The organism is Flavobacterium petrolei (assembly GCF_003314435.2).
Classification (GTDB): domain Bacteria; phylum Bacteroidota; class Bacteroidia; order Flavobacteriales; family Flavobacteriaceae; genus Flavobacterium; species Flavobacterium petrolei.
Genome location: NZ_QNVY02000003.1, coordinates 73192 through 99060, shown reverse-complemented (window position 1 = coordinate 99060; position 25869 = coordinate 73192). Strand labels below are relative to the sequence as shown.

At 34.3% G+C, this 25869-nt stretch carries 22 protein-coding genes; 8 read left to right on the top strand and 14 right to left on the bottom strand.

What is annotated here, in order from left to right; genetic code table 11:
• From DR871_RS09875 to rsfS, 3 genes are all read right to left on the bottom strand, one after another.
• The gene (locus DR871_RS09875) at positions 1 to 603 is read right to left on the bottom strand and encodes a lactate utilization protein B/C (protein WP_113666141.1); all 603 of its coding nucleotides are present in this window, start codon (positions 601 to 603) and stop codon (positions 1 to 3) included.
• Positions 604 to 719: 116 nt separating this feature from the next.
• On the bottom strand, positions 720 to 2645 hold the full coding sequence (gene ftsH, locus DR871_RS09870) for an ATP-dependent zinc metalloprotease FtsH (protein ID WP_113666140.1): 1926 nt from the start codon (positions 2643 to 2645) through the stop codon (positions 720 to 722).
• Between the two features lie 18 nt (positions 2646 to 2663).
• Positions 2664 to 3035 carry a ribosome silencing factor gene (gene rsfS / locus DR871_RS09865; protein ID WP_113634263.1) on the bottom strand — a complete coding sequence of 124 codons (372 nt, stop codon included), beginning with the start codon at positions 3033 to 3035 and terminating at the stop codon, positions 2664 to 2666.
• A gap of 95 nt (positions 3036 to 3130) precedes the next feature.
• Between rsfS and DR871_RS09860 the strand changes: the two genes are divergently transcribed.
• A complete protein-coding gene (locus DR871_RS09860) occupies positions 3131 to 3859 on the top strand; it encodes a biotin--[acetyl-CoA-carboxylase] ligase (RefSeq protein ID WP_113666139.1) in 729 nt (242 codons plus the stop codon).
• A 10-nt stretch (positions 3860 to 3869) separates the two neighbouring features.
• Here DR871_RS09860 and DR871_RS09855 read toward each other — a convergent pair whose 3' ends face one another.
• From DR871_RS09855 to pyrE, 5 genes are all read right to left on the bottom strand, one after another.
• Complete coding sequence (locus DR871_RS09855; RefSeq protein ID WP_113666138.1) at positions 3870 to 5186, bottom strand: TolC family protein; 1317 nt, start codon at positions 5184 to 5186, stop codon at positions 3870 to 3872.
• A 5-nt stretch (positions 5187 to 5191) separates the two neighbouring features.
• Positions 5192 to 6310 carry an HlyD family efflux transporter periplasmic adaptor subunit gene (locus DR871_RS09850; RefSeq protein WP_165355325.1) on the bottom strand — a complete coding sequence of 373 codons (1119 nt, stop codon included), beginning with the start codon at positions 6308 to 6310 and terminating at the stop codon, positions 5192 to 5194.
• 64 nt (positions 6311 to 6374) lie between these two features.
• The gene (locus DR871_RS09845; protein WP_113666136.1) at positions 6375 to 8792 is read right to left on the bottom strand and encodes an ATP-binding cassette domain-containing protein; all 2418 of its coding nucleotides are present in this window, start codon (positions 8790 to 8792) and stop codon (positions 6375 to 6377) included.
• Positions 8793 to 9024: 232 nt separating this feature from the next.
• Positions 9025 to 9417: an SRPBCC family protein gene (locus tag DR871_RS09840; protein WP_113634258.1), complete on the bottom strand. Its 393-nt coding sequence runs from the start codon at positions 9415 to 9417 to the stop codon at positions 9025 to 9027.
• A gap of 23 nt (positions 9418 to 9440) precedes the next feature.
• On the bottom strand, positions 9441 to 10088 hold the full coding sequence (gene pyrE, locus DR871_RS09835; RefSeq protein ID WP_113634257.1) for an orotate phosphoribosyltransferase: 648 nt from the start codon (positions 10086 to 10088) through the stop codon (positions 9441 to 9443).
• A gap of 7 nt (positions 10089 to 10095) precedes the next feature.
• Here pyrE and DR871_RS09830 point away from each other — a divergent pair, with 7 nt between their 5' ends.
• Positions 10096 to 10695 (top strand): NUDIX hydrolase, encoded by a 600-nt coding sequence (locus DR871_RS09830; protein ID WP_113666135.1) that lies wholly within the window; start codon positions 10096 to 10098, stop codon positions 10693 to 10695.
• Positions 10696 to 10753: 58 nt separating this feature from the next.
• Here the strand turns inward: DR871_RS09830 and DR871_RS09825 are convergent, their stop codons facing one another.
• Entirely contained in the window at positions 10754 to 12484 is a 1731-nt protein-coding gene (locus tag DR871_RS09825; RefSeq protein ID WP_113666484.1) for a M14 family metallopeptidase, read from the bottom strand.
• Positions 12485 to 12641: 157 nt separating this feature from the next.
• Here DR871_RS09825 and DR871_RS09820 point away from each other — a divergent pair, with 157 nt between their 5' ends.
• Positions 12642 to 13988 carry a DEAD/DEAH box helicase gene (locus DR871_RS09820; protein ID WP_113666134.1) on the top strand — a complete coding sequence of 449 codons (1347 nt, stop codon included), beginning with the start codon at positions 12642 to 12644 and terminating at the stop codon, positions 13986 to 13988.
• Positions 13989 to 14170: 182 nt separating this feature from the next.
• On the opposite strand, the gene DR871_RS09815 is transcribed toward DR871_RS09820, so the two are convergent.
• From DR871_RS09815 to DR871_RS09800, 4 genes are all read right to left on the bottom strand, one after another.
• Positions 14171 to 14749, bottom strand: coding sequence for a PhnA domain-containing protein (locus DR871_RS09815; protein WP_113666133.1), 579 nt, complete (start codon positions 14747 to 14749; stop codon positions 14171 to 14173).
• 119 nt (positions 14750 to 14868) lie between these two features.
• Positions 14869 to 15324, bottom strand: coding sequence for a pantetheine-phosphate adenylyltransferase (gene coaD, locus DR871_RS09810; protein WP_113666132.1), 456 nt, complete (start codon positions 15322 to 15324; stop codon positions 14869 to 14871).
• Positions 15325 to 15368: 44 nt separating this feature from the next.
• Complete coding sequence (locus tag DR871_RS09805) at positions 15369 to 16061, bottom strand: DUF421 domain-containing protein (RefSeq protein ID WP_113666131.1); 693 nt, start codon at positions 16059 to 16061, stop codon at positions 15369 to 15371.
• A 9-nt stretch (positions 16062 to 16070) separates the two neighbouring features.
• The gene (locus DR871_RS09800) at positions 16071 to 17045 is read right to left on the bottom strand and encodes a D-alanine--D-alanine ligase (protein WP_113666130.1); all 975 of its coding nucleotides are present in this window, start codon (positions 17043 to 17045) and stop codon (positions 16071 to 16073) included.
• Positions 17046 to 17263: 218 nt separating this feature from the next.
• Here DR871_RS09800 and DR871_RS09795 point away from each other — a divergent pair, with 218 nt between their 5' ends.
• From DR871_RS09795 to DR871_RS09780, 4 genes are all read left to right on the top strand, one after another.
• A complete protein-coding gene (locus DR871_RS09795) occupies positions 17264 to 17890 on the top strand; it encodes a PASTA domain-containing protein (RefSeq protein WP_113666129.1) in 627 nt (208 codons plus the stop codon).
• Positions 17880 to 18920, top strand: coding sequence for an RluA family pseudouridine synthase (locus DR871_RS09790; RefSeq protein ID WP_113666128.1), 1041 nt, complete (start codon positions 17880 to 17882; stop codon positions 18918 to 18920). The genes DR871_RS09795 and DR871_RS09790 overlap by 11 nt, the downstream gene beginning before the upstream one ends.
• A gap of 284 nt (positions 18921 to 19204) precedes the next feature.
• Entirely contained in the window at positions 19205 to 19759 is a 555-nt protein-coding gene (locus tag DR871_RS09785; protein ID WP_113666127.1) for a C40 family peptidase, read from the top strand.
• 223 nt (positions 19760 to 19982) lie between these two features.
• Positions 19983 to 22451, top strand: a complete 2469-nt coding sequence (locus DR871_RS09780; protein WP_113666126.1) for a zinc-dependent metalloprotease — start codon at positions 19983 to 19985, stop codon at positions 22449 to 22451.
• 89 nt (positions 22452 to 22540) lie between these two features.
• Here DR871_RS09780 and DR871_RS09775 read toward each other — a convergent pair whose 3' ends face one another.
• Positions 22541 to 23959: an amidohydrolase family protein gene (locus DR871_RS09775; protein ID WP_113666483.1), complete on the bottom strand. Its 1419-nt coding sequence runs from the start codon at positions 23957 to 23959 to the stop codon at positions 22541 to 22543.
• Between the two features lie 373 nt (positions 23960 to 24332).
• Between DR871_RS09775 and DR871_RS09770 the strand changes: the two genes are divergently transcribed.
• Entirely contained in the window at positions 24333 to 25865 is a 1533-nt protein-coding gene (locus DR871_RS09770; protein ID WP_113666125.1) for a SulP family inorganic anion transporter, read from the top strand.
• Positions 25866 to 25869 lie beyond the last annotated feature (4 nt).

Genomic DNA, 25869 nt, shown 5'->3' with positions numbered 1-25869 from the left:
TTAAAGATCTTCTAAAAGCAATAAATAAAGATTTTTAGCTGAACTTCCGTATTGTGTAAAGTCTTCTTCTTTGGCTTTCTCGAAATATTTTATTGTAGTAATGTTGGTAGGATAATCTCTTTCGTACTTCTTTTTAATGGCGCTTAATCCATCACTTTTAGCACCAAGGATTTGGCTTGTTTTAGCTAAAACAATAATGTTTGCTGGTAATTCGTTTGGTTTATGCTGTTTGATTTGTTTGGATGAAAATAAAATAGAACCTTCATCTGCAATTAAATTTTCACAACTAGCGAGAAGGAATTTAGGATTTACAGGTTTGTCATACGTAAGTTTATTATCCTCAAGCATGCTAAAAAGTGTTGGGTCGTAACATAAAACTTCACTTTCAAACCAGTCGTTTTCTTCTAATATATTTTCAAACTGCTCTTTTACTTCATCAGCATTTTCACAATATAAAAATTTGCCTCCATTTTTTTTAAAATTAAAGATAAATTGTTCATCAATAGAGATAGCGTTTTCAGTATGGGATTTACTAAATTCACTTTCTTTATCTTCCTCAGAAGTAGAATTACTAGAACCAAAAATTTTTCTAAAAAGACTCATATTTCTGTAAACTGCTATAATTTGTTAATTGAAAACGTCCAAAGATAAAAAAATCTTAATTCAAAAGTAGTTTTTGAATTAAGATTTTAAAAATAATTAAATATTGATGTGTTTTTCTAAGATACTACTTCTTCTAAATTTTTATCAAAAGTTCTTTTTCCAAAAATAGCTTCTAAATCATCTTTGAAGATTACCTCTTTTTCGATTAAAATATTTGCCAATTGATTCAGTTTGTCTTTGTTTTCTTCTAATATTTGAATGGCTCTTTGATACTGACTTTCAATTAATAATGAAATTTCTTCATCAATAACTCTAGCTGTTTCTTCAGAATATGGTTTAGAAAAGTTGTATTCACTTTGTCCTGTTGAATCATAATAAGTGACATTTCCTATTTTATCATTCAGTCCATAAATCGTTACCATAGCACGAGCTTGTTTGGTCACTTTTTCTAAATCACTTAACGCACCAGTTGAAATTCTGTTGAAAGTTACTTTTTCAGCAGCTCTTCCACCCATTGTTGCACACATTTCATCAAGCATTTGGTCTGGACGAACAATTAGTCGTTCTTCCGGTAAATACCAAGCAGCACCTAAACTTTGACCTCTAGGAACAATAGTTACTTTGATTAACGGAGCAGCATGTTCTAACATCCAACTTACCGTTGCGTGACCTGCTTCATGGATTGCAATTGCTTTCTTTTCATCAGGCGTAACAATTTTGTTTTTCTTTTCAAGACCACCAACAATTCTGTCAACAGCGTCAAGGAAATCTTGTTTGTCAACAGCAGTTTTGTTATTTCTCGCAGCAATCAAAGCAGCTTCATTACATACATTTGCAATATCAGCACCTGAAAAACCAGGAGTTTGTTTGGCTAAAAATTCGGTATCTAATCCTTCAATTTTTTTCAAAGGAGCTAGGTGAACTTTAAAGATTTCAGCTCTTTCGCGAATGTCCGGCAAGTCTACAAAAATTTGTCTGTCAAAACGACCAGCTCGCATTAATGCTTTATCCAATACATCAGCTCTGTTTGTCGCAGCCAAAACGATTACGTTAGAATTTGTTCCAAAACCGTCCATTTCTGTCAGTAATTGGTTCAATGTATTTTCACGCTCGTCATTTCCGCCTGACATATTACTTTTTCCTCTTGCTCTACCAACTGCATCTATTTCATCAATAAAGATGATAGCAGGAGATTTTTCTTTTGCTTGTTTGAACAAATCACGCACACGTGACGCTCCAACACCTACAAACATTTCCACAAAATCAGAACCTGATAAAGAGAAAAATGGTACTTGAGCTTCGCCGGCTACGGCTTTTGCTAATAATGTTTTACCTGTTCCAGGAGGACCAACCAGTAAAGCTCCTTTTGGAATTTTACCACCAAGATTGGTGTATTTTTCAGGGTTTTTAAGGAATTCAACAATTTCTTGAATTTCTTCTTTCGCACCTTCTAAACCAGCTACGTCTTTAAAAGTAGTTTTGATATCCGTTTTTTCGTCAAATAGTTTTGCTTTTGATTTTCCAATATTGAAAATCTGACCGCCACCACCTGCGCCACCACCTGACATTTTTCTCATGATAAAGATCCAAACGGCAATAATGATAATGATAGGTAATAAACTAATTAAAATATCCGACCAATTGTTTTTTGGTAAGAAATTGAAATCTTTCAATTTACCTTCTGCAACTGCCTTTTCCAGTTTATTTTGAAATATTTGATCGTTACCAATGTCAAAGGTATAATGTGGCCCTTTATTTGGTCGGTCAAAAACATCTTTAGAAACTTTCTTGTGAACAGCATCTTTCATTGCTGCAGCGTTCAGAAAAACTTCTGCTTCCGTTTTATTGTAAACAATTACTTTTTCAATTTGGCCTTTTTCTAAATAATCGTTAAACTTAGAAGAAGTCAATTGTCCCGGTTCGTTTAAACTTGAACCATTGGTTATAAAACTTATAAATAAGAAAATTAATAATATTGCAGCATAAATTAGCCAAGGGCTTACTTTAAACTTATTCGGATTTGGATTATTTTCTTTAGCCATTACTACGGATATATGTCTTTAGTATTTGTTTTCTATGGTTGTTATTTTAGCATCGCCCCATAAACTTTCGATGTTGTAGTATTCGCGGATGTGTTTTTGAAATACATGAACTACTATGTTAACATAGTCCATCAAAACCCATTCTGCGTTGTCAGTACCTTCAACATGCCAAGGCTTGTCTTTCAATTCTTTAGAAACTGTTTTTTGGATCGAGTTTACTATGGCGTTAACTTGTGTATTTGAATTACCGTTACAAATGACAAAATAGTCGCATACTGCCGTGTCTATTTCTCTTAAATCAAGGATGGTAATGTCATTTCCTTTTACTTCTTCTATTCCCTTAATGATGTTCGCCAATAGGTCATCATTATTTATAGTCTTTTTCGCCATGAATTATTTTTATATAAGTTTGTAAAGTTACCATTTTTTGTGATTATTTTTGAACCTTAACACAATATTAAATTCTGTTTCACAAATAAACGTATATGAAAGTAATCAAACTCGATGCCATAGATTCAACAAACGAGTTCCTTAAAGGGCTATCGAACAAACAAGAGCTTGAAAACTTTACGGTTGTTACTGCGGAGACTCAAACGAAAGGTAAGGGGCAAATGGGTGCCATTTGGGCCTCTGAGGCAAGTAAAAACTTAATAATGAGTATTTTGGTAAAGGATTTTCTACCGGATATTTGTCAGATATTCAATCTTAATATTGTTGTTTCGCTTGCTGTAATTGAGGTTTTAGAATCAATTAATATTCCAGATCTTAGTATAAAATGGCCTAACGACATAATGTCATACAATAAAAAAATAGGTGGCATTCTGATAGAAAATACTATTAAAAGTGACGGAACAATCCTTTCTATTGTCGGTTTAGGGCTCAATGTGAATCAAACTAATTTTGAAAATTTGCCAAAAGCATCTTCTCTAGCTGTTATTATTGGCCAAGAATTCGATAAAGAAGCACTTCTTTTTTCAATCGGCAGCGCAATTGAAAAAAATACTTCGTTCTGGAAACAGCATCCGACTATCTTATGGACTAAATACATTGATAATTTATATAAGAAGGGCTTACCGATGCCTTTTTCAAATCAACACATGACTAATTTTATGGGGATTATCCAAGGCGTTTCGGCTATTGGTAAACTTCAGGTTCTTTTGGAAGATGATAGTATTTCAGAATTTGATATTAAGGAAATACAGATGTTGTACTAGAATCCAACATTTATAAAACAAATTTTTCGCCTAAATAAAATTTTATTAGCGCATTATTGAATAGCAATTCATACTTGGATTGAATTAATTCGGCTTGAGAATTATTAAAATTCATCTTTGTCAGGTTTAACTCGTTGATATTTATTTTACCTAATCCAAATTTTAAAATATCGGCTTCGTAGCTTTTTTTTGAAAATTCAAATGCTATTGCTGCTGATTCATTTTTTTTAATGGATGTTTTGGTATCTGTTATTGCTTTTAAAATTTCTTTCGAAAGTCGATTCTGTTCAATTTGTGTTTCTATTTTGGATTGGCTGTAATTGAGTTTACTGGTTTTAATTCTTGAAAAATTTTCAAGCTGATTGAAAATTGGAATAGTTAAGTTGAATCGAAGTCCTTTGGATAAATTAGCGTTAAATTGCTCATCAAATGTAACTTGAGGATCTTTGATAATGTAATTTGAACCTATTGAAAAACGCATATTCAATGAAGGATATAAGGCTGATTTAGATATTGAAATTTCAGTTCGCATCTTTTGTTCATTTAGCACACGCATCAAATAGGATGGATGAATTGCTACCGCATTATTAGTCAAAAAATATTGATTTTCATTTATTTCAGGGTTTTTATAGAATTCTAAATTGGGCTTTATTAAGATAATTTCGCTCCCCAAAGAGATGTTCATCAATTGCTTTAAACTGATAAAATTATCCGTTAAATGATTCTGATTTGTTAACAGATTTAATTCTTCTGTAGCTTTTTGAGATTTTATTTTGAAAACCTCACTTTCACTTATAACGCCCGATTCAAACTTTAAAATTGCTAATTCCAGTTGTTTGTCGCTCGCCTTTATTTGTTGTTGATTGGACAAAATAATTTCTTGTAAATATAAAATGGTAATGAATTTTTGTGCCAAATCAATCGTGATTTCATTCTCAATTTTTTGAATATTTACTTCATTGATTTGAACATCCTTTTTCGCTGATTTTATAGTATTGATTGTGGAAAAACCAGAGAACAAATTATATTCAGCGTCAATATCCCCTGAATAATTTTCGATTTTTTTATTGACAAATAAATTAGTGTCCGGATCAATTTCCCTGCCCCAAGATTGTTTCTTTTCAACTGCTCCGTTTACAGATGGCAATAGTTTTCCATAGCTGGATATATATTTGTAGTTGCTTATTTCTTTAGATAAAAGCGCATTTTTCAGAGCTAAATTGTTTTCTAAGGCTAATGCGAGACAAGAATTAAAAGACAACAGTTCCTGTCCAAAGATTGCATTGGAAAACAAGATCAGCACTATGGGGAAAAGGCTAATTTTCATAACTGTTAATTCAAATTATTATCAATTTTATTGAATAATTTTTTCATGATATATTGGTACAGTTTCATTTTTTCAATAATTACTTCTCCTTTGAGTTTGTAGCCTGCTTTGAGATTAATATTGGAGTTGTATTTTTTGATTGTGGCCAAACAATAAAAGGTTTTATCCACATCGGATGGGGAAACGTAAGTAATTTTTCCTTTGACCGCACCAAAACGGTAATAGTTGTAAGCATCCAGTTTTAGGTTTATTTCCTGACCTTTTTTGATGTATGCAAGGTCCTTTTCATCTAAAATTACTTTGGCATAAAACGCTTCTTTTTTAGGTGCAATAATGGTCAGTATTTCACCTTTATTTACAATTTCAAGATTTTGTCTGGAGTTGAAAAGATTCGAAATAGTGCCATCAATTGGAGATACAACATGTAATTTTCCCAACTCGTCCGTAATGTAAATTAGGTTTGATTTTCCATCTTTAATGAGCGTTTCAAGTTCCACAATATCTTGCTGGTAATTATGGATTTGATTTTCCACATCAATTATATTCCGAAGCAAATCATTATTGGTTTTCTGGTAATTATTAGATAAATTCTCAAAATCATAATTTTTCACTTCATAAGTCGATGTAATATCAATTTGTCCTTTTTTGTTATCCAGATTCCTGTTTTTCGTTTCGGTCAATTCATATTTCGAAATGGCGCCTTTAGCATAAAGCACTGAGTCAGTTTGAAACTTATCCGTTAAAATTGAACTTTGTTGTGAGGATAAATTGATTTTATTATTGAGGGAACTAATTTCTTGTTCTGCTTTTCTGCGATCTGTTTTGTAAATATTAGTTTGTATATTTAGGAGTTGTTTCAAAGAATTTTTGCGATTCCTCGTATTCTGAATCAATTTATAAATGATGTTTATTTTGTGTTTCATTCCAGCGACACCAGTATTTAAAATCTCAAAATCTGATTTGGTTTTTTTATTTTCCAGTAAGAAAATAGTGTCTCCTTTTTTTATTTCCTGACCTTCTTTCACCAAAACTTTTATTACTTTGGCTTCATTTGGAGCATTTATTTTTAGTTGTGGCGTATCAGAAAAAATTTGTCCTTCTTTAAAACTTACGGTATCATTCATCTTTATAGTAAAAATCAAAATGATTATAATGACAAGAAACGCCACCAAAATCCGATTTAGAATTTTAATAAATCGGATTGACTTCGTGTTGTAATATAAAGAGTTCTCCATTTGCTATTTTATATTTTTTAGAAAAATTGATATTGGTTATAGGTTCATGCGAGATGATGATGTAAGTTTTTGTGTGATCTTCATCAATCATTGTTTCTATTTTATTCCTAGATTCTATATCCATTCCAGATAGCACTTCGTCCAATATAATGAGTTCAGCTTGAGAAAATAAAGCGCGAAGCAAAAGGATTTTTTTTCGTTGTCCGGTAGAAAGATTTTTCCCGTTTTCGTTGATGATAAAATCCAATCCGTCGTCTTTTGAAGCTATAAAATCATAAAAGTTGATTTGTTTAGCTATGTCCAAAATTGCCTCGACAGAAATTTCTTTTCCCAGAATGATATTGTTTTGAATTGTATCGTTGAACAACGTGTCTTCATTGGTTACCAATAGTATTTTGTCCCGCATTTTATCATCATTATAAAATTTCTTCTCTCTTTCGTTAATCAAAATAGAACCGGAATTGGGATGATAAAGTGTCGTTAAAACTTTGCTGAAAGTTGATTTTCCAGAACCGTTTTGTCCTTCAATCTTAATTTTTTCACCTTTTCGAATTTTTAAATTAATGTCTTTCAGTACAAATTCATCGGGTAGATAGCCGTAATTCAAATTCTGAAATTCAATTTTTTCAATACTGAAATCCTGAATTCCTTTTTTACAGACTTTTTTTGTTTGTTCATCAAAATCCAAATACCTTTTCAGGATTACTTCATTTTCCTGAAGCGTCAAGTTATCATCCAAAATGCCTTTCAAAGACGAAAATATCTTCGAAGAAAGTGCTATAAAAGTCACGATTTGTCCAAGGGTAATGATTTGAGTTTCAATAGCGGATTTGGTCAGAAATAAAATGATAAAAATCGTGGAAACAATGACTATCAGGGCAACAACAATTTTATTCAGTAAATCAATATAACCGTTTCTAAGTTGGATTTTTAAGTATTCATTGATACTTACAAAGATTTTAGTTGAATGAAATCGCTCTATTCTGAAACTTTTGATAACTTGTATTCCATCTACTTTTTCCATCATTTTAGAAAGAAAATCGGCTTTCCGCATGTAACGCAATCTTTCATTTTGCTTCAAATACGGAGTTATGAATTTGAACCAGAGAAAAAACAAAATCATTACACCCAAAACGATTAAAGTCAGTGTTTTGTCTATAAAAAATAGGATACATAATGAATAAATTGACACGCTGACATCCACTAAGATGTTAGTAAAAAACTTCATGAAAAAGCTTTTTAGTTTCAATGAATCACTGACTCGCTCCATTAAATCCCCTTTTTTATAAGAATGAATGTAGGAAAGTGACGAATGATTTATTTTAGTATCGAAAGAGAATAAGAAATATTTATCCAAGGCATTGCCTAAATGAATTCCAACAAAGTTTTTATAAACCGTGGTGAAAATGTCAAAAATTTTATAGATCCCAAGCCCGATTGCAAACAAAACCAGCGTGTTCAAATTATAGGTTGGCAACACATTGTCAATCATAATCTGATTGGTGAAAACAGCAATTTGTGCTGTTGCAGCTGAAAATAAAGCAGCAAAAATATAGATGTACCAAAGATTTTTATATTCGCCTAATTGATTGAATAATTGCCAATATAAACTGCGGCTGTCTTCCTCTGGAATGGACTGTTGTGGTTCTATTTCCTGTGTTTCTTCTTTGACAACAAGGATAAGTGGTGAATTGTTTTTTATTTTTCCCTTTTCAAATTCCAGTATTTTGAAGCTATTGGGGATAGCAGAAATTTCCTGATTTTTCAATAAATCTTTTATAAAATTTCTTTCGGCTTCGGAGTCTTTAAAGCCAAAATTTTCTTTTAGGTATTTGAAATAGGTAAGTTTGTTAAACAGTAAAGCGTAACCGTTTTCTTGTAAAGCATTTTTATAATTAATATGGTATTCCGCTAAATCTTGGGTGCAAATTGTTACTATTTTTTCTTCGGTATCTGTTAAATCCCAATGATTTTTGTTGAAATGTGCTTTTCGTTTTATTTCTTGCAAGGACAAAAAGTATTGACTGCCCTTGCTAGGATCGTATATTTTGAGTTGCTTATTTTTCAACTCGTTAACAACTACATAATGCAAACCATTTTTATTTTCTATAGGAAGAATAAATGGGAATAACTCTTGTAGGTTAGCTTCATTTCCTGCAATGTAATTAATGTCAAATAATTTGAACTTTGCTTTAAAGCCATTTGAATTCAAAAAATTTTTAATATCCGAAATCCGCGATCCTTTTTCTTCCAATGGAACATTTTGCTCGATATATTTTCGAGAAATTTTCCTTTGATAAATGTTGAAAATTGTTTTAATTGCGCTAATTCCGCAATCGTTGCTCTTTAATTGGGGATCAGTAATTGGCATGGATCATTTGATTTTTATCTCTGGTTATGGGGCCAACTAGATTTTAAATTATAATTAACTATTTAATAATCAGTAATTTACTAACATTAAATGAGTAATATAATTTTTTTCCATAACGAACCTAAAAAGACGATAAAATGACATTTGTTGCCTTTTATGTATAAAAAAAGTCTCTTGGTTTTCACCAAAAGACTTCGCAATATTATCTATTTGTTACTATTTAAAATAGTTTTTACAATTTGTTCATGTTACTCGCTAAAGTTTCGATAAATTTTCCAATTGGACCTTTTATCATCATGGCCATCATAGGATTGAAATCACCTTCAAAATCAAGTTTTACATCACTTGAAGTTTCAGAAACAGCATCTATATTTGCTACCAATGTAAATGGAAGTTTGTCGCTTGCTGCACCCAAAACTATTTTAGAGGGAGCTACTTTTTCTTTCATTTTTAACTTTATTTCCGGCATCCCTTTTAGTCCAAAAATGAAAGCATCGTCACCAATAACTTCAAATTTAGCGATGTTTTCTGGCATTAATTTTTCAAAATTTTTCACATCACTCAATAAATCAAATAATTCTTGAGCTGATTTTTGAACTGTAACTTTAGGACTTTCTAAGTTCATTGTTTTTATTTTTTATTAATTGTTTAAACTTCAATTGTCCACGTGGACGGACTCACGTTCCATTCTCGTAAAGTCTGTTCTTCGTCCTCGGTGATATATCTTTTGGCAACAGCCAAATTCAATAAATTTTGATAATTACTCAGCGTAAATAAATCCAAATGTGCGCTTTTAAAATTTTGTTCCGCTACATCAAAACCATACGTAAAGATAGCGGCCATGCCTTTAACATTGGCTCCAGCTTCGCGCAAGGCTTCTACAGCAAGTAAACTGCTATTTCCTGTGCTGATTAAATCTTCTACAACAACTACATTTTGTCCTTTTTGTAAAAAACCTTCCACTTGATTTTGTCTCCCGTGTTTCTTTGGTTCAGGGCGAACATATACAAAGGGTAATCCCATACTTTCCGCTACCAGCATACCAATTCCTATTGCTCCGGTGGCAACACCGGCAATAACATCTGGTTTACCAAATTGTTTCTCAATATTCTTGGAAAATTCATCCCGGACATAATTTCTTACGGCTGGAAATGAGAGGATTAATCGGTTGTCACAATAAATAGGCGATTTCCATCCAGAAGCCCATGTAAAAGGATTTCTTGGATTCAATTTAATTGCATTTATTTGCAAAAGAAATTCGGCTGTTTTTTCGGCTGTATCTTTATTAAAAATCATAGTACAAATGTATAAAGTTTTTGTTAACGACAAACCACTTTTTTTAACAAATCACATCTCTAAGGAGACAGATTTTCAATTATTTCTATTAGAAAGTATTGATATAGAACAACTTATAGTTAAAATCTTTCAAAATAAAATTAATAAAGCCTATCTGTATCATCCTGACGAAAGCTTGATTATGAAGACTTTAAAAGCTAAAATCCCCGTTTGCAAAGCGGGAGGCGGCTTAGTTTACAATAAAAAAGGGGAGGTTTTATTCATTTTTAGAAATGGAAAATGGGATTTACCCAAGGGTGGAATCGAAAAAGGAGAGGAAATTGAGAATACTGCCATGCGTGAGGTTGAGGAGGAAACTGGTGTAAATGGCTTGTCAATTTCACATAAACTTCAAAAAACGTATCATGTTTTTAGACGAAATGGTAAGTATAAACTAAAAATTACGCACTGGTTCGAAATGCAATCTAATTTTGAAGGAACGCCTCAAGGGCAATTAGATGAAGGAATCGATAAAGTGGCGTGGATGAATCCGGAACAAATCAAGGAAGCTTTGAAAAACTCCTACGAAAACATAAAATTATTGTTCGAAGAAGAGAAGATTATCTAAATGAAATGCCCTCAAAAAATGAAAACTATTTGGGGGCAATTCTTTGTAAAAATATTTTTTAATTCAAAATGCGATAGACGGGATATTGTAAATGTGCTTTTTCATAGTAAACCGAATGTTTGTAAATCCAGTCGAGTTGGGCTTCGGGATTATTGATGAAATTCACATCGCTTTGTTTTTTTAAATCAAATTCGGCTTTTAATTTTGGATTATCTTTCAAAATTTGTGTTGCTGAATCTTCAAAAACATAATCGGAATAACCTTCTTTTTGTTGCAACATCGTATCGAAAAAGTTCCAGTTGAAGAAAGAATCGATTGCTTCTGGTTCTAATGTTTCCAATAAAAATTTGATTCCCTTTTGTTGCGTAGGAATTATGTAATCTCCTTTGGCGAAAGCCACTTTCTCCATTTTTGAAGTTACCGAAGTGTTTCGATGCAAATAATGTCCTTCGTAAGCAGAATTTGTGGTTTTGAAATCTGCAATTCTGTAGCTTTCTACTTCAATTATGGTGTCTTTTTTTAGTTGGGTATAGATAATCGTATTACTTTTTAATAAATCAATTATTGGCCAAAATCCCCTTGGAATGATATACGCTTCCGGAATGATTATCTCTTTTACGGATTTAAATTCCTTGCTGTACGGAATGTCTTTTTTGAATGGTTTTGTACGGTCATAAAACAAGCGATTTCCTGATGTGACGTCACTTTTCTTATAACTGGCTTCAAAGCCTAAAAACGAAAAAGGAACCGTTTTTGTACTGTCAATTTCCCACTTAATTGTGTACGATTTCTTTGGTTGGTACTGCTCTTCATTTTTCAAACGCAGTTGTTTTATTTTTTTGTAATTAGCATCTGTAAAATCGATTGCAGAACGCATGTATTCGTAGGTCACTTTTACGCGATCAGCATATTTTTTAAGCATGTGCGTTTCCACGACAAATCCAATAGTGTTGAACAATGAAGTATAACCCGTAGCGAATCGTGGGCTTTCAAAAAATTGCCCAAAACCTTTATCCGGTGTGTCCTGAAAAGCATTGACATAAGGTGTACTTTCGATATTCTTTTTTTGTAAATCTTGGACCAAAGCGGGCATCATTTCAGTATTTAAAAAATCACCTAAAACGGTTCCCAATTTGTTATGTTGCGTCATAATGTACGTGAGTTTGTATTGGTAATCTGAACCATTGCTAACGTGATTGTCAATAAAAACATCAGCATTTATTTTATGGAAAATTTCCACAAAACTTTTAGTGTTTCGGGTATCGGACTTGATGAAATCGCGATTCAGATCATAGTTTCTCGCATTGCCACGAAAGCCATAGATTTCTGGTCCGTCCTGATTGGCTCTTGAAGTAGAATTTCTGTTTAAAGCTCCGCCTATATTATATACCGGAATACAAACAATAACCGTGTTTTTAGGGGCTTTTATTTTGCCTAAAGCTAAATCTCTAAACAATTGCATTGAAGCGTCAATTCCATCCGGTTCTCCTGCGTGAATACCATTATTGAGTAGGATTACTGCTTTGTTTTTTTGGATGTTTCCAAAGTCAAATTGTTTTTCAGGGTTAAAAATAACCATGTGCAAGGGTTCGCCACTGTCTGTCAATCCCATTTTTTGCATTTCGATAGTAGGAAAATCATCTGCCAAAAGTTTGTAATAAGCAATTGTTTCTTGATAACTAGCAGATTGGTTTCCATTGCCTTTTTCGAAAAAAGTATCGTATTTATTCGTTTTTTGTGCAAAAGTACTGATGGAGAATAGTAAAAAAAGGAATGTGAAAAGTCTCATATTTCGGTTTTTAAATGGAATTTCAAATGTAGCTTTTTTTAGATAACTGTAGAAATGAATGTAATAAAAGGAATTTTCCGATTGAAAAAGAATGAAATTTGATAATTCAAAATTCATAACTCACAATTAAAAATTACCTTTGCACCAAATTGAAAAAATGAATAAGAAACACCATTCCAACAATATACTTTTGAATTTAGGCATTGAAAGCCTGAATGAAATGCAGGAAGTAGCACAAGATGCTATTCTGAATGACAATAATGTTTTATTGCTTTCGCCAACAGGTTCCGGGAAAACTTTAGCTTTTTTATTGCCTATTTTGGAAATGTTACAACCCGAAATTCAATCGGTTCAATGTTTAATTCTGGTTCCATCACGCGAATTAGGATTGCAGATTGAGCAAGTTTGGAAAAAAATGGGAACCGATTATAAAGTAAATGTATGTTACGGCGGACATTCCATTGATACTGAAATCAAGAATTTAAGTAATCCTCCAGCGGTTTTAATAGGAACTCCGGGAAGAATTGCTGATCATATCGACAGAGGAACTTTCCGTGTGGATAAAATCCAAACGCTGATTTTGGATGAATTTGATAAATCCTTACAATTGGGTTTCCATGAGCAAATGTCATTTATCATTGGAAAATTAACGAAACTGAATAAACGCGTTTTGGTTTCGGCCACTTCCGATATTGAGATTCCAAGATACACAAGAGTGGTGAACCCAACGATTTTGGATTTTATTCCAGAAAACGTAGCAGAAACGAATCTTTCGATGAAAATGGTGGTTTCGAAAGAAAAAGACAAAATTGGGAGTTTATTCAACTTGATTTGTTCTTTGAAATCACAGTCGGCTATTGTTTTTTGCAACCATCGCGATGCTGCAGAACGTATCAGCGATACGTTGAACGAAAAAGGAATTTATGCCACATATTATCATGGCGGAATGGATCAGGACGAAAGAGAACGTGCGCTAATCCAGTTTAGAAACGGAAGTGTGAGTTATCTAATCACTACTGATTTGGCCGCTCGTGGACTTGATATTCCCGAAATGAATCACGTAATTCATTATCATTTACCATCCAAAGAAGACGAATTTACGCATAGAAACGGACGTACAGCGCGTATGCTGGCTTCTGGTACGGCATATATTATTGCTCATGAAAGTGAGAAAAAAATGGATTACATTGATTACGGCATGGAAGCTTTGAAAGTAGAAAACTCCACTTCATTACCAAAACCACCCGAATTTCAAACGATTTACATCAGTGGCGGAAAGAAAAATAAACTAAATAAAATAGATATCGTTGGTTTCTTTTCTCAAAAAGGGAAATTAGAAAAAGGCGATTTGGGATTAATCGAAGTGAAAGATTTTATCTCTTTTGCTGCTGTGAAATTCAATAAAATAAAAGATTTATTGCACGCCATTAAAGACGAAAAAATGAAAGGCAAGAAATTTAAAATCGAGGTTGCCCGAAAAGTTATTAAGAAAGAGGAAGAGTAGTAGGTGGTTAGAAGTGATAAAAATACTGATTCCTTTTCTAATGTTTAAAAAAAAAAAATCGTTAGTAGTAAAGTTTTACTGCTAACGATTTTTTATATTAAAAATGATTCTTTTGGAAGTCAGTGTACATCTGAGTTATTCACAATTCACGATTCACCACTCACTTTTCACTAAAAAAAGAATTATATTTTCTTAACGTATTGTGTAATAATTACAATAGTTTGACCGTCAACTTTTCCTTCAATATATTCGGCGTTTTCATGGTCTAATCTGATGTTACGCACTGCAGTTCCTTGTTTGGCTACCATGCTTGAACCTTTTACTTTCAAATCTTTGATTAATACGACTGAATCTCCAATTTCAAGAATCACGCCGTTGCTATCACGGTGAATTACTTTGGTTTCATCTTCTTCGCCTTCTCCTGTTGCTTGTGCCCAAGCTAGAGTATCTTCGTCCAAATACATTTGGTCCAGTAATTCTTGAGGCCAACCAGAACCACGCAAACGGCTTAACATTCTCCACGCCACAACTTGTACGGCAGTATGTTCGCTCCACATGCTGTCATTCAAACATCTCCAATGATTTAAATCTACGTTATCCGGATTTTCGATTTGGTCGATACAAGTGCTGCAAGCCATAATACTTTCATCAAGTCCACCTTTTTTAGTTGGTAAAACTTGGTATACTTTTAGGTTTTCTGTTGCACCACAAAGCTCACATTTTGATCCGCTGCGTTTACTTAATTCTCTTTCTATACTCATGTTTAATGGCTTTTATTTTTGGTGAAATTACGACTTATTACCTCGTTTCACAAGTTATTGTATTGTAGTTTAAGTGTTGAGTTAACCAGAAGCTGCGACTGACCATTGAATACTGTCCACTATTTCACACGAACTGCATCAGGAACCAGCATTTCATATTGTCCTCCGTTACGGATTACATCTCTAACGATACTGGAACTTATATAAGATGTTTTTGCTGCGGTCAATAAAAACACGGTTTCTATTTTTGATAATCGACGATTGGTGTGGGCGATTGCTTTTTCAAATTCGAAATCGGCAGGATTGCGCAAACCACGAAGGATAAAATCTGCTTTTATTTTATGACACAAATCAATTGTTAAACCTTCATAGGTTATTACTGAAACTTTAGGCTCGTTTTTGAATGTTTCTTCAATAAAACGTTTTCTGTCTTCCAATGAAAACATGTATTTTTTTTCGGCATTGATTCCAATGGCAATTACGATTTCATCAAATAAAGAAATACTTCTCTTGATGATGTCTTCATGTCCTAAAGTGATTGGGTCAAATGAACCCGGGAATATGGCTTTTCTCATTTTATAAGATATAATTAAATCGCACTGATTTTCTTTGGGTTGAATTAGGTTTTTCGGAGTGTATCTATTGCTTCGACCCATTCAGATTTTGTACAAACGCTGCACAGCGCATTTCCTTGTTTGTGGCTTTCCGTATTGCCGCAAAAGGTACAGGAATAAATGCCTTCCGTTGGTATCGTTTTACTTTTTAGTTTAAATAAAAAAGGTAAAATTGGCAATCCTGGTTGGACCTCATGGTCTTCGTAATAGAAAATACTGATTTCACCGCTAGTTTCCATAAATGCATTCTTGACTTGTCCTAAATGTTCCACCGATTTCAATCGAAGTTCTGAAAAAAATTCATCTTGAGCCAGACTTTCTTTTTTAAATGTAGCAATTGAAAATTTCCCTTCGCTGATGATACATTCGGTTTTTCCTTCTATAAACTCTTCAAATCTTTTACTTTTTCCGGTGAGCCAAGTTACTAGTCGGTACAAAAGGATAATGACCAGAAATACGGTTATGGGTGGAATTATTCCAACTTCTTCATAAAACATAGGATCTCCTGCTGCTGATCCCAAAGCAATTATGATGACCGTTTCAAATACCGATAATTGTTTCACGCCACGTTTTCCTGCGACTTTTAATGTCAATAGTAAAACGGTGAACATTATGGTGGAACGGAAAATAACTTCTAAAAGAAAGGATTCTGGTAAATCATTGTATAATAATCGGTTCCATTCAAAGATTTCTGTCATAATTGAAAGTTAGTTATTTAATGCCAATTCTATCGCATTAGTAAACAAATCCTCCAATGAAATCCCAGCGGCTTTGGCTTGTTGCGGAATCAAACTTTCCGTTGTTAATCCTGGAATGGTGTTCATTTCCAACATGTGTGGTTCTCCGTTTACCAATATAAATTCGCTTCGGGAGAAACCTTTCATTTTGAGGACTTCGTAAGCGCGTTTGGCTATTTCGCTTACTTTTTGTGTCATTTCATCTGAGATTCTTGCCGGTGTGATTTCTTGTGATTTACCCAAATATTTGGCTTCATAATCGAAGAAATCATTGTCAGAAACGATTTCAGTGATTGGTAAAACGGTTACGGTTCCTCTGTAATTGATGACTCCCACAGAAACTTCGGTTCCGTCAAGGAAACTTTCGATGATGATTTCGTTGTCTTCTTTGTAAGCAACTTCAATTGCGATTGGTAATTCGGCAGCAGTTTTTACTTTCGAAATTCCAAAACTAGAACCTGCTTTATTTGGTTTTACAAAACAAGGCAAACCAACTTTAGCGACAATTTCTTCAGTATTGATAGCATCGCCTTTGTTTAAGTAATAGGAAGTGGCGGTTTTTATGCCGTATGGTTTTAAAACCGATAATAAATCACGTTTGTTGAATGTTAAAGCCGCTTGATAATAATCGCAGGAAGTTTGCGGAATATGCAATAATTCGAAATACGCCTGCATCAATCCATCTTCTCCGGGAGTTCCGTGAATGGCATTGAAAACGCAGTCGAAAGTGATTTTCTTGCCATCAACAATTACTGAAAAATCATTTTTATCAATAGGGAATTCGGAGTCGTTAGCATCAACATAGACCCATTTTTCTTTGAAAATATGGATTCGGAATCCGTTGTATTTCGTTTTGTCCAAAAATTGATATACGACGTTTCCGCTGATGAGTGAGATTTTATACTCGCTGGAATATCCGCCCATGATGATGGCAATGTTTTTCATTTTGTATCGTTTTGTTCTTAGTTGTTCGAATAAATAATAAGGTGTTTTTATCACTAGATTCTAGCCCCGATAGTAGTGAAAATCCTTTTTAACAGCCTTTTCGGCGGATAAAAAGATTGCAACGAATAGCGGGAAATAGCTCCAAAAAGCATTAAACAAAATTATCATTTTTTTTGGAACGAAATAGCTTTATCTTTGCCGCATATAAAAATAAATTTATGAGTTTACGTAAGTATCTTACCAGCCGTGTATTTTTTGTACAAGTATTAATTGCAATTGCCATTATTGCTGCTTTGGGCTATTTGTTTATGCATTGGTTGACTTTTACAACTGATCATGGCAATGAAATTGCGGTTCCAAATTTGAGTAAATTGACTGAAGAGCAAGTGGAGGAAAAGCTGGACGAGTTGGATTTAGATTATGTGCTTTTGGATAGCGTAGATTACAGAAGTGATTTTCCGCAATACAGTGTGGTTGAGCAAGATCCAACACCGGGTACAAAGGTAAAAGTAGGTAGAAAAATATACATAAAAATAAATACTTCAGGATTTTCATCTGTTCGAATTCCTGATTTAGTGAATAAAACATATCGTGAAGCGGTGCCTACTTTGAAAGCTTTAGGACTTGAAGAAGGATCGGTTACATATGTTCCAAATCTTGGAAAAGATATGGTATTGGAAATGCGTTTCAAAGGAAGAAACCTGAAAGCAGGGGACAGAGTCTTGAAATCATCCAAAATTGATTTGGTTTTAGGAGACGGAAAAATGAGTTACGAAGAAGAGGAAAAGGCTGCAGATACGCTTGCAGCACCAATAGAAGAAGAAATACCAGTTGATGAACAATAATATAGATACAATAGATTTAGAAGACGAGTTATTTGAACATTTCAGGTTTGAAGTTCCTAAAGGCCAAACGTCCTTGCGAATTGATAAATACTTGATGAGCCTTATTCAAAATGCGACTCGCAACAAAATACAAACTGCAGCTACCGAAGGAAATATTTTTGTAAACGACGCCACGGTAAAGTCCAATTACAAGGTAAAAGCCAATGATGTGGTGCGCGTTATGCTTACGCACCCTCCTTACGAAAACCATATTATTCCGGAGAATATTCCGCTTGATATTGTGTATGAAGACGATACTTTATTGTTGATAAACAAATTGCCAGGAATGGTGGTGCATCCCGGTCACGGGAATTACACGGGAACTTTAGTGCATGCTTTGGCGTATCATTTTGATAATTTGCCAATGAACAGCAGCGAACGTCCCGGATTAGTGCATAGAATTGATAAAGACACTTCGGGTTTATTGGTGATTGCCAAAACGGAAGCGGCGATGACGCATCTTGCCAAGCAATTTGAAGCGAAAACTTCTGAAAGAGAGTATGTCGCTTTGGTTTGGGGAAATGTCGTGGCTGATAAAGGAACGATTGAAGGAAACTTAGCAAGACACTTGAAAGATCGCATGCAAATGGCGGTTTTTGCTGATCCCGAAATAGGAAAACCTGCTGTAACGCATTACAAAGTGTTGGAACGTTTTGGATACGTGACATTGATTTCGTGCCAACTGGAAACCGGAAGAACACATCAGATTCGTGCGCATTTAAAACACATAGGACATCCATTATTTAATGACGAGCGTTATGGTGGTCATTTGATTCTGAAAGGAACTACGTTTACTAAATACAAGCAGTTTATAGACAACTGTTTCAAAGCATTGCCAAGACAGGCTTTACACGCTAAAACGTTAGGCTTTGTGCATCCTACAACCGGGGAGATGATGCGTTTTGATACGGAACTTCCGCAGGATTTAAAGGATTGCATCGAGAAATGGAGAGGATATTCAAAATCCCATGGTACGGACGAAGAAGAATAAAAATATGAAAAGCCCCGGATTGGGGCTTTTTTGTGGAAAGTAATTTGCATTGCTTGTTCTAAAAGACACGCAAAGATTGTTATACTGTATGTTTCTTGGTATGTTTATTGTTTGTCTTGTAGCACTTGGACTTTTTTATGCGATTTCACTACAATTGATATAATTCATTGAGATTTGTAAAAGTGAACTTTATGGGATTCCATAAAGTTCTGTTTCAATTATGAAATACACAAGGCAGGGATTCCAATTATAAAAATTTAAAGGATGCTAATTTGATTTTTACTATGAAATTTAAAAGTATAAATACCGTGAAATTGACATTATTCATAGGTTTATCGCTACTTGATGTAGGTAACGTTTCTTATGGTGCATTTAGGTCAGTTAAATCGTCTCCTCAAAGAAATGAAAATACTGTCACTAATACATTTGTAGATCCGATTGAAAATGATGATTCCTTGGGAACTAAGATTGTCAATTTTGGAATGAAATTACTAGGAACACCTTATGTTACAGCGGGCTGTAGCAAAAATGGTTTCGATTGCTCCGGATTTGTGTACTATGTCTATAATAATTTTAAAATTAAGGTTCCTCGCAGCTCGTCGCAATTTGAGAATTTCGGTAAAGAAATCCCGATTGCCGACGTGAAAAAAGGAGATATTTTGTTGTTTTTGAGTCCGACCAGAAATGTTATCGGCCATTTGGGCATCGTAACAAATCCAAAAGGAATGGAAAGTGATTTTATTCATGCTACCTCAGGTCGTGAAATGCAAGTGGTGACTACCAGTCTAAAAAAGCCAGGTTATACTCGTAGATTCGTAAAAGCAATACGTGTTTTGTAAATAAATTTTGCTCGAGATTCAGGATTTGTTTAACGTAAAGCTGATAGTTTTAGACTAAAACCAAATCTGGCAGGTTGTATTTTATGGTGCAAAATTACCGATAATAAAAAGAAAAATACTAGATTGAATGGTTGTTAATTAAAAGTTAAACCAATGAATACTATTCAATTTGTAGGCTCTAAAAATTATTTTTGGTATTGATTAACCACTAAATAACCACTAAATGAAGAAATTTTTCATTTTAACAGCAATTGCTGCGACAATGCTTGTACCTACCGCCCAATTTGCCCAATCCAAAAGAAAAAAAGATAAAAATGCCACTGTAGTCCCGCCACCGGAAAAGAAACCGGAAGCCACGATTAAGGAATACAGCAAGATAATTACTAAAGATGCCGTTTCTGACGATGGATTGTTTATCGTTCATAAAGTGGATAAGAAATATTTCTTCGAAATCCCCAATAAATACTTGAATAAAGACATGCTTTTGGTAAGTCGATTGGCTAAACTTCCAGCTAATTTAGGCGGCGGATATGTAAATGCCGGTTCCGAAACCAACGAACAATTGATTATTTGGGAGCGTTTTCAAGATAAAATCCTGATTAAATTAAAATCATTCAGTGCAGTTGCTAATGACAGTTTGCCGATCAGTATTTCGGTAAAATCCAATAATTATGAGCCTACTTTATTTGCTTTTGATATTGTAGCGTTCAGCAAAGATTCGGCAAATACAGTAATCGATGTGACTAAATTTTATGCCACCGACGTGAAATCAATTAGCGGTTTATCGGCTGATATGAGAGAAACGTATAAAGTAAAAGGACTGGATGAATCCCGCAGTTTTATCAATACAATGAAAAGTTTTCCCATGAATATTGAAGTAATTCAGGATTTTACCTATAACGCTTCAAAACCGCCGGTTCAGGCAGATTCAGAAACAATCAGTATCCAGATGAATCAATCGATGATTTTATTACCTGAAAAACCCATGCAACCCCGATTGGCTGATCCGCGAGTGGGATGGTTTACGATGAATCAAATTGATTATGGAAGCAACGAATTAAAATCCGACAGTAAAACGTACATACGCCGTTGGAAATTAGAACCCAAAGATCCTGTCGCTTACGCAAAAGGTGAACTGGTAGAACCGATAAAACCGATTGTTTATTATTTAGATCCTGCCACGCCTGAAAAATTACGCAAGTACATCAAGCAAGGAATTGAAGATTGGCAAAAGCCTTTTGAAACTGCAGGTTTTAAAAATGCGATTATCGCCAAGGATGCTCCAACTAAGGAACAAGATCCTGATTTTAGTCCGGAAGACATCCGGTATTCGGTGATTCGTTACGTGGCGAGTACAACGCGTAATGCGGTTGGACCAAGTGTTTCTGATCCTAGAACGGGAGAAATTATTGAAAGTGATGTGATTTGGTACCACAACCATTTGCGTTCTTATAGAAATCGGTATTTGTTAGAAACCGGAGCAGCAAATCCTTCGGCAAGAACATTAAACACCAGTGATGAAGAAATGGGAGAAATGATGCGTATGGTTATTGCGCATGAAGTAGGACATGCCCTTGGTTTTCCTCATAATATGGGTGCGAGTTGTGCCTATGACACTGAAAATTACAGAGACGGTGCTTTTACTCAAAAGAACGGTATAGCAGCGAGTTTGATGGATTATGCCCGTTTTAATTATATCGCGCAACCTGGAGATAAAAATGTGCGTTTCATCCGCCAAATGGGACTTTACGATCATTACGCCACTAATTGGGGTTACAGATTCATTCCAAATATGACTTCGCCAGAAGCAGAAGTACCCACATTAGACCAATGGATTATGGAAAAAGCTGGAAATCCTATTTATAAATTTGGATCGCAAAGTAGCAGTTTTGATCCGACTTCACAAACAGAAGATATCGGAAATAATTCAATGAAAGCCGGTTCGTATGGACTTAAAAACTTGCAATACGTAGCGGCTCATTTACCGGAATGGACGAGTGATGTCACTAATAATTATGAGGATTTAGAAGAGTTGTACGAAGAAATGTTGGGCGTTTGGAGTAGGTATGTAGGTCATGTAGTCACTAATGTTGGCGGCGTTTATGAAGCGATCAAAAAACCAAATCAAAAAGGAAGTATTTATGATATAGTACCTAAAGCAAAACAACAAGAAGCGATGCAGTGGCTACAAGAAAATGCTTTTGCTTCTCCAACGTGGTTGGTGAATGTCAGTACATTAAAAAACATAAATTATGCAGGGTATACCGAACGCTTCCGTAATCTACAATCGAGACATTTGAATAGTGTATTGAGTTTTGAACGCCTGGGTCGTCTAATGGAAGCAGAGATAATGGGAACGGCAAATTACAAAGCCTTGGATTTATTAGCAGATATGCGCAAAGGAATTTGGAAAGAGGCTAATTTACCAACAAATGTGACGATTTACAGAAGAAATTTGCAAAGAGCATATATCGAAAGAATGGCATTTTTGATGAAAGAAGAAATTAAATCCGGTCGTCCATCTGATTTTTACAATGTGGCTCAATCTGATTTAAGAGGATTGGTAAGAGGCGAATTAAATGCTTTAAGAACGACTTTGGCAGTTGCTAAAACTAGAGCTATAAATGCAGAAACCAAGTACCATTATGAGGATGCCATCAAAAGAATTGAATTGATTTTAAATCCAAAATAATCAGAATGTAAATTCTGTTTCACCAAAAAATCCGCTTTTGTAGCGGATTTTTTGTGTTATAAAAATAAATCTAGATTGAAGTGAACCATTTATTTTAAAGGGAAATTAGCTTCGAAAGTTTTGAATCTGGCATCTAAATCCTTTAGCAATTGCTTTTTAATGGAAGCTTCTTTTATAAAACTGTAATTGATACTGTTGTACACATATTGCTTGATATCGGTATAGGAAACATCTTTGTATCTTTTGGCTAACAAAACATATTGTTCGGTCATATTCGTGCGTAATATCCCTGCGTCGTCAGTACTGATTACGATGGGAACACCAAATTGTTTATACAAAGTCAGCGGATGACGGTTTTCTTTCACTTTCAAAATAAACTCGTTACTCACTAAGTTAATTTCGATAGGAATAGTTTTCTTGGCCATATAACGCAATAAATCATACGAATCTTTCTCGTACGCCATATCAACTCCGTGACCAATACGATGAGCTCCTGCAGTATAAACGGCTGCGCCAATGTGCCAAGTCAAATCTTCGGGTTGCACTAAACCAAGCGTCAGCTCGCCGGCATGCATCGTATATTTTACATTTGGATAACGGGAATTACAATATTTAAACATTAGCATGTGTAACCAGTAATCTTTCATCGAAGTTTCGCCATCTTCTGGTGAAACTATATTAACTCCAGCCATTAGCGGACTTTGATCTGCCGAAATGAATGCAATTACCAGATTTTTGAATAAATCAACAGGTTCCATGAAACGCAAAACAAAATTTTGATAGCGCATCGTAAATTGCTTATCATCAATTTTTAAATCGTTGTGCATTTTTGCTACAAAACTAGTATTGAATGTTTTGGCGTAGGATTCAGCATCTTTTTTTAGTAAGGAATTGTACACTGAATCCAATGTTTTCAAAATTGCTTTTTCATCTTTTGCCAAAGCTAATTTTCGCAATCTGGAATTAAATTTCGTCAAATCATCCGTGTTCATTGCAGTTGGAATCGTAGATAGTTGGGTTTCGATGTAACTGACATTTTCTGAAATGGCTCTGTTTTTTAATTCCAATAATCCCTGTCCAAAATTCCCTTTTATGGCCGGTTCAAACTTCATAAAAGATTCAAAAAACAATTTATCCGATGGATAATCCACATGATTATAGTCTTTTACGGACCATTTTTGCATTATTTTTTGTTTGTAAACGTCTAATGATCCGTTGTTTTTCAAGGTCGAAAATAATTCCCAGTTTCCGTTTGATGGTTTTTCTTTTAAAACATCCATCGTTTCGGTATTGAGATAAAAATCATCAGCAATGGCACGTTGTAATAATGGCTCCGCGTAAATCGAACCGGAAAAGTGGTGGTGTAAATCACCGCCTTTTGGCATTTGTGAAAAGAAAGCAGTTAAATCAGCTTCATTATTTCTAATCTTTTCAAAATAGTCATTCGTCGATTGCGAGTAACTGACATTTAAAAGAAGTGCGAAGAATAAAGTATGTAGTAATTTCATAGGTTTTTTTAATTGTGTCGATAGTGTTCTGCTTGTCATTTTCATAAAACGGTATTCCATTTTAAAGATATTGATTGAAAGCTTTTTTAAATTTGAATCGAATGATGTGGAGTTAAAAATGCTTGTTTTATGAAAAAAAACGATAATTTTTGCCAAATTTACGCAATTTCACTTTCTGTTTGGGGAAACGAGTTAAAAGTTTTATTTTTGCAGCTCTAGTGAAAAACGTTATCCTAGTAATTTTATAATGTACTCCGACTTGATCTAGAGTCTTTAAATCAAGGGACTTTCCCCAAAAAAGTTTATCGAAATTTTTTTTCGATGCAATTTTGAATAATAAAATTGTATCGGAAGTTTCTTATTATAATTATTCATGAAAAAAGTATTTAATTTATTTGATTTCTCACAAAAAGTCAATTACAGAATAGAAATTTTAGCGGGATTAACGGTTGCTATGACCATGATTCCAGAATCCCTATCTTTTGCTATAGTGGCGGGTTTTCCTCCGCTGATGGGTTTATACGCTGCATTTATCGCTGGTTTAATGACGGCAGTTTTCGGTGGAAGACCCGGAATGATTTCTGGTGGAGCAGGAGCAACTGTGATTGTTTTAATCGCATTAATGAATTCTAATGGACTAGAATATGTGCTTGCAGCCGTTGCCTTGGCTGGTGTTTTACAAATTTTAGTAGGTATTTTTAAACTTGGAAAATTTATAAGATTGGTGCCGCAACCCGTTATGTTTGGTTTTGTAAATGGTTTAGCGGTTATTATTTTCATGTCGCAGTTGGATCAATTTAAAGCAGTAGTCAACGGTCAAAGTACTTGGCTTTCGGAAACTCCATTGTTCATTATGGTGGGATTAGTTGCACTGACAATAGGAATTGTGGTATTGCTTCCTAAAGTAACAAAAGCAATTCCGGCTTCATTAGTGGCAATCATTGTGGTATTTGCATTGGTATTTTTCTTTGGAATCGAAACCAAAACAGTACGCGATATTGCTTCAGTAAGTGGTGGTTTTCCACCATTCCACATTCCGAATATTCCGATAAATCTGGAAACGTTGCAAATTATATTTCCGTATGCTTTAATCATGGCTTCCGTTGGGTTAACAGAAGGATTGTTGACCTTAAATTTAGTCGATGAAATCACCTCAACCAAAGGAAATGGAAATCGCGAATGTATTGCGCAAGGGAGTTCGAATATTTTGAATGGCTTTTTCTTCGGGATGGGTGGTTGCCCTATGATTGCACAAACATTAGTTAATCTTTCGGCGGGTTCCAGAGCACGACTGTCCGGAATTGTTGCTGCGCTGACTATACTTATTATTATTTTATTTGGTGCCCCAATAATTGAACAATTGCCTATGGCGGCTTTAGTTGGTGTCATGATTATGGTGGCAATCGGAACTTTTGAATGGGCAAGTTTTAGAATCATTAATAAAATGCCGAAACACGATATTTTTGTTGGAGTATTAGTCGCGTTGATAACTATTGTATTGCATAATTTGGCTTTAGCTGTTTTAATTGGAGTGATTATTTCTGCTTTAGTTTTTGCTTGGGAAAGTGCCAAAAGGATTCGGGCTAAGAAATATATCGATGAAAAAGGGGTGAAGCATTATGAAATCTACGGACCTTTATTTTTTGCTTCCACTACGGCTTTCTCAGAAAAATTTGATGTCTCTAATGATCCAAACGAAGTCGTTATTGATTTTAAAGAAAGTAAAATCACCGATATGAGTGCGATTGATGCTGTAAATAAAATTACTGAGCGGTATGCGAAAGTTAATAAAACGGTTCATTTGCGCCATTTAAGCGCAGATTGCAGGACCTTATTAAAAAATGCTGACACCGTAATTGACGTAAATATTCTTGAAGATCCTAGCTATAAAGTGGTGATAGATTAGCGAT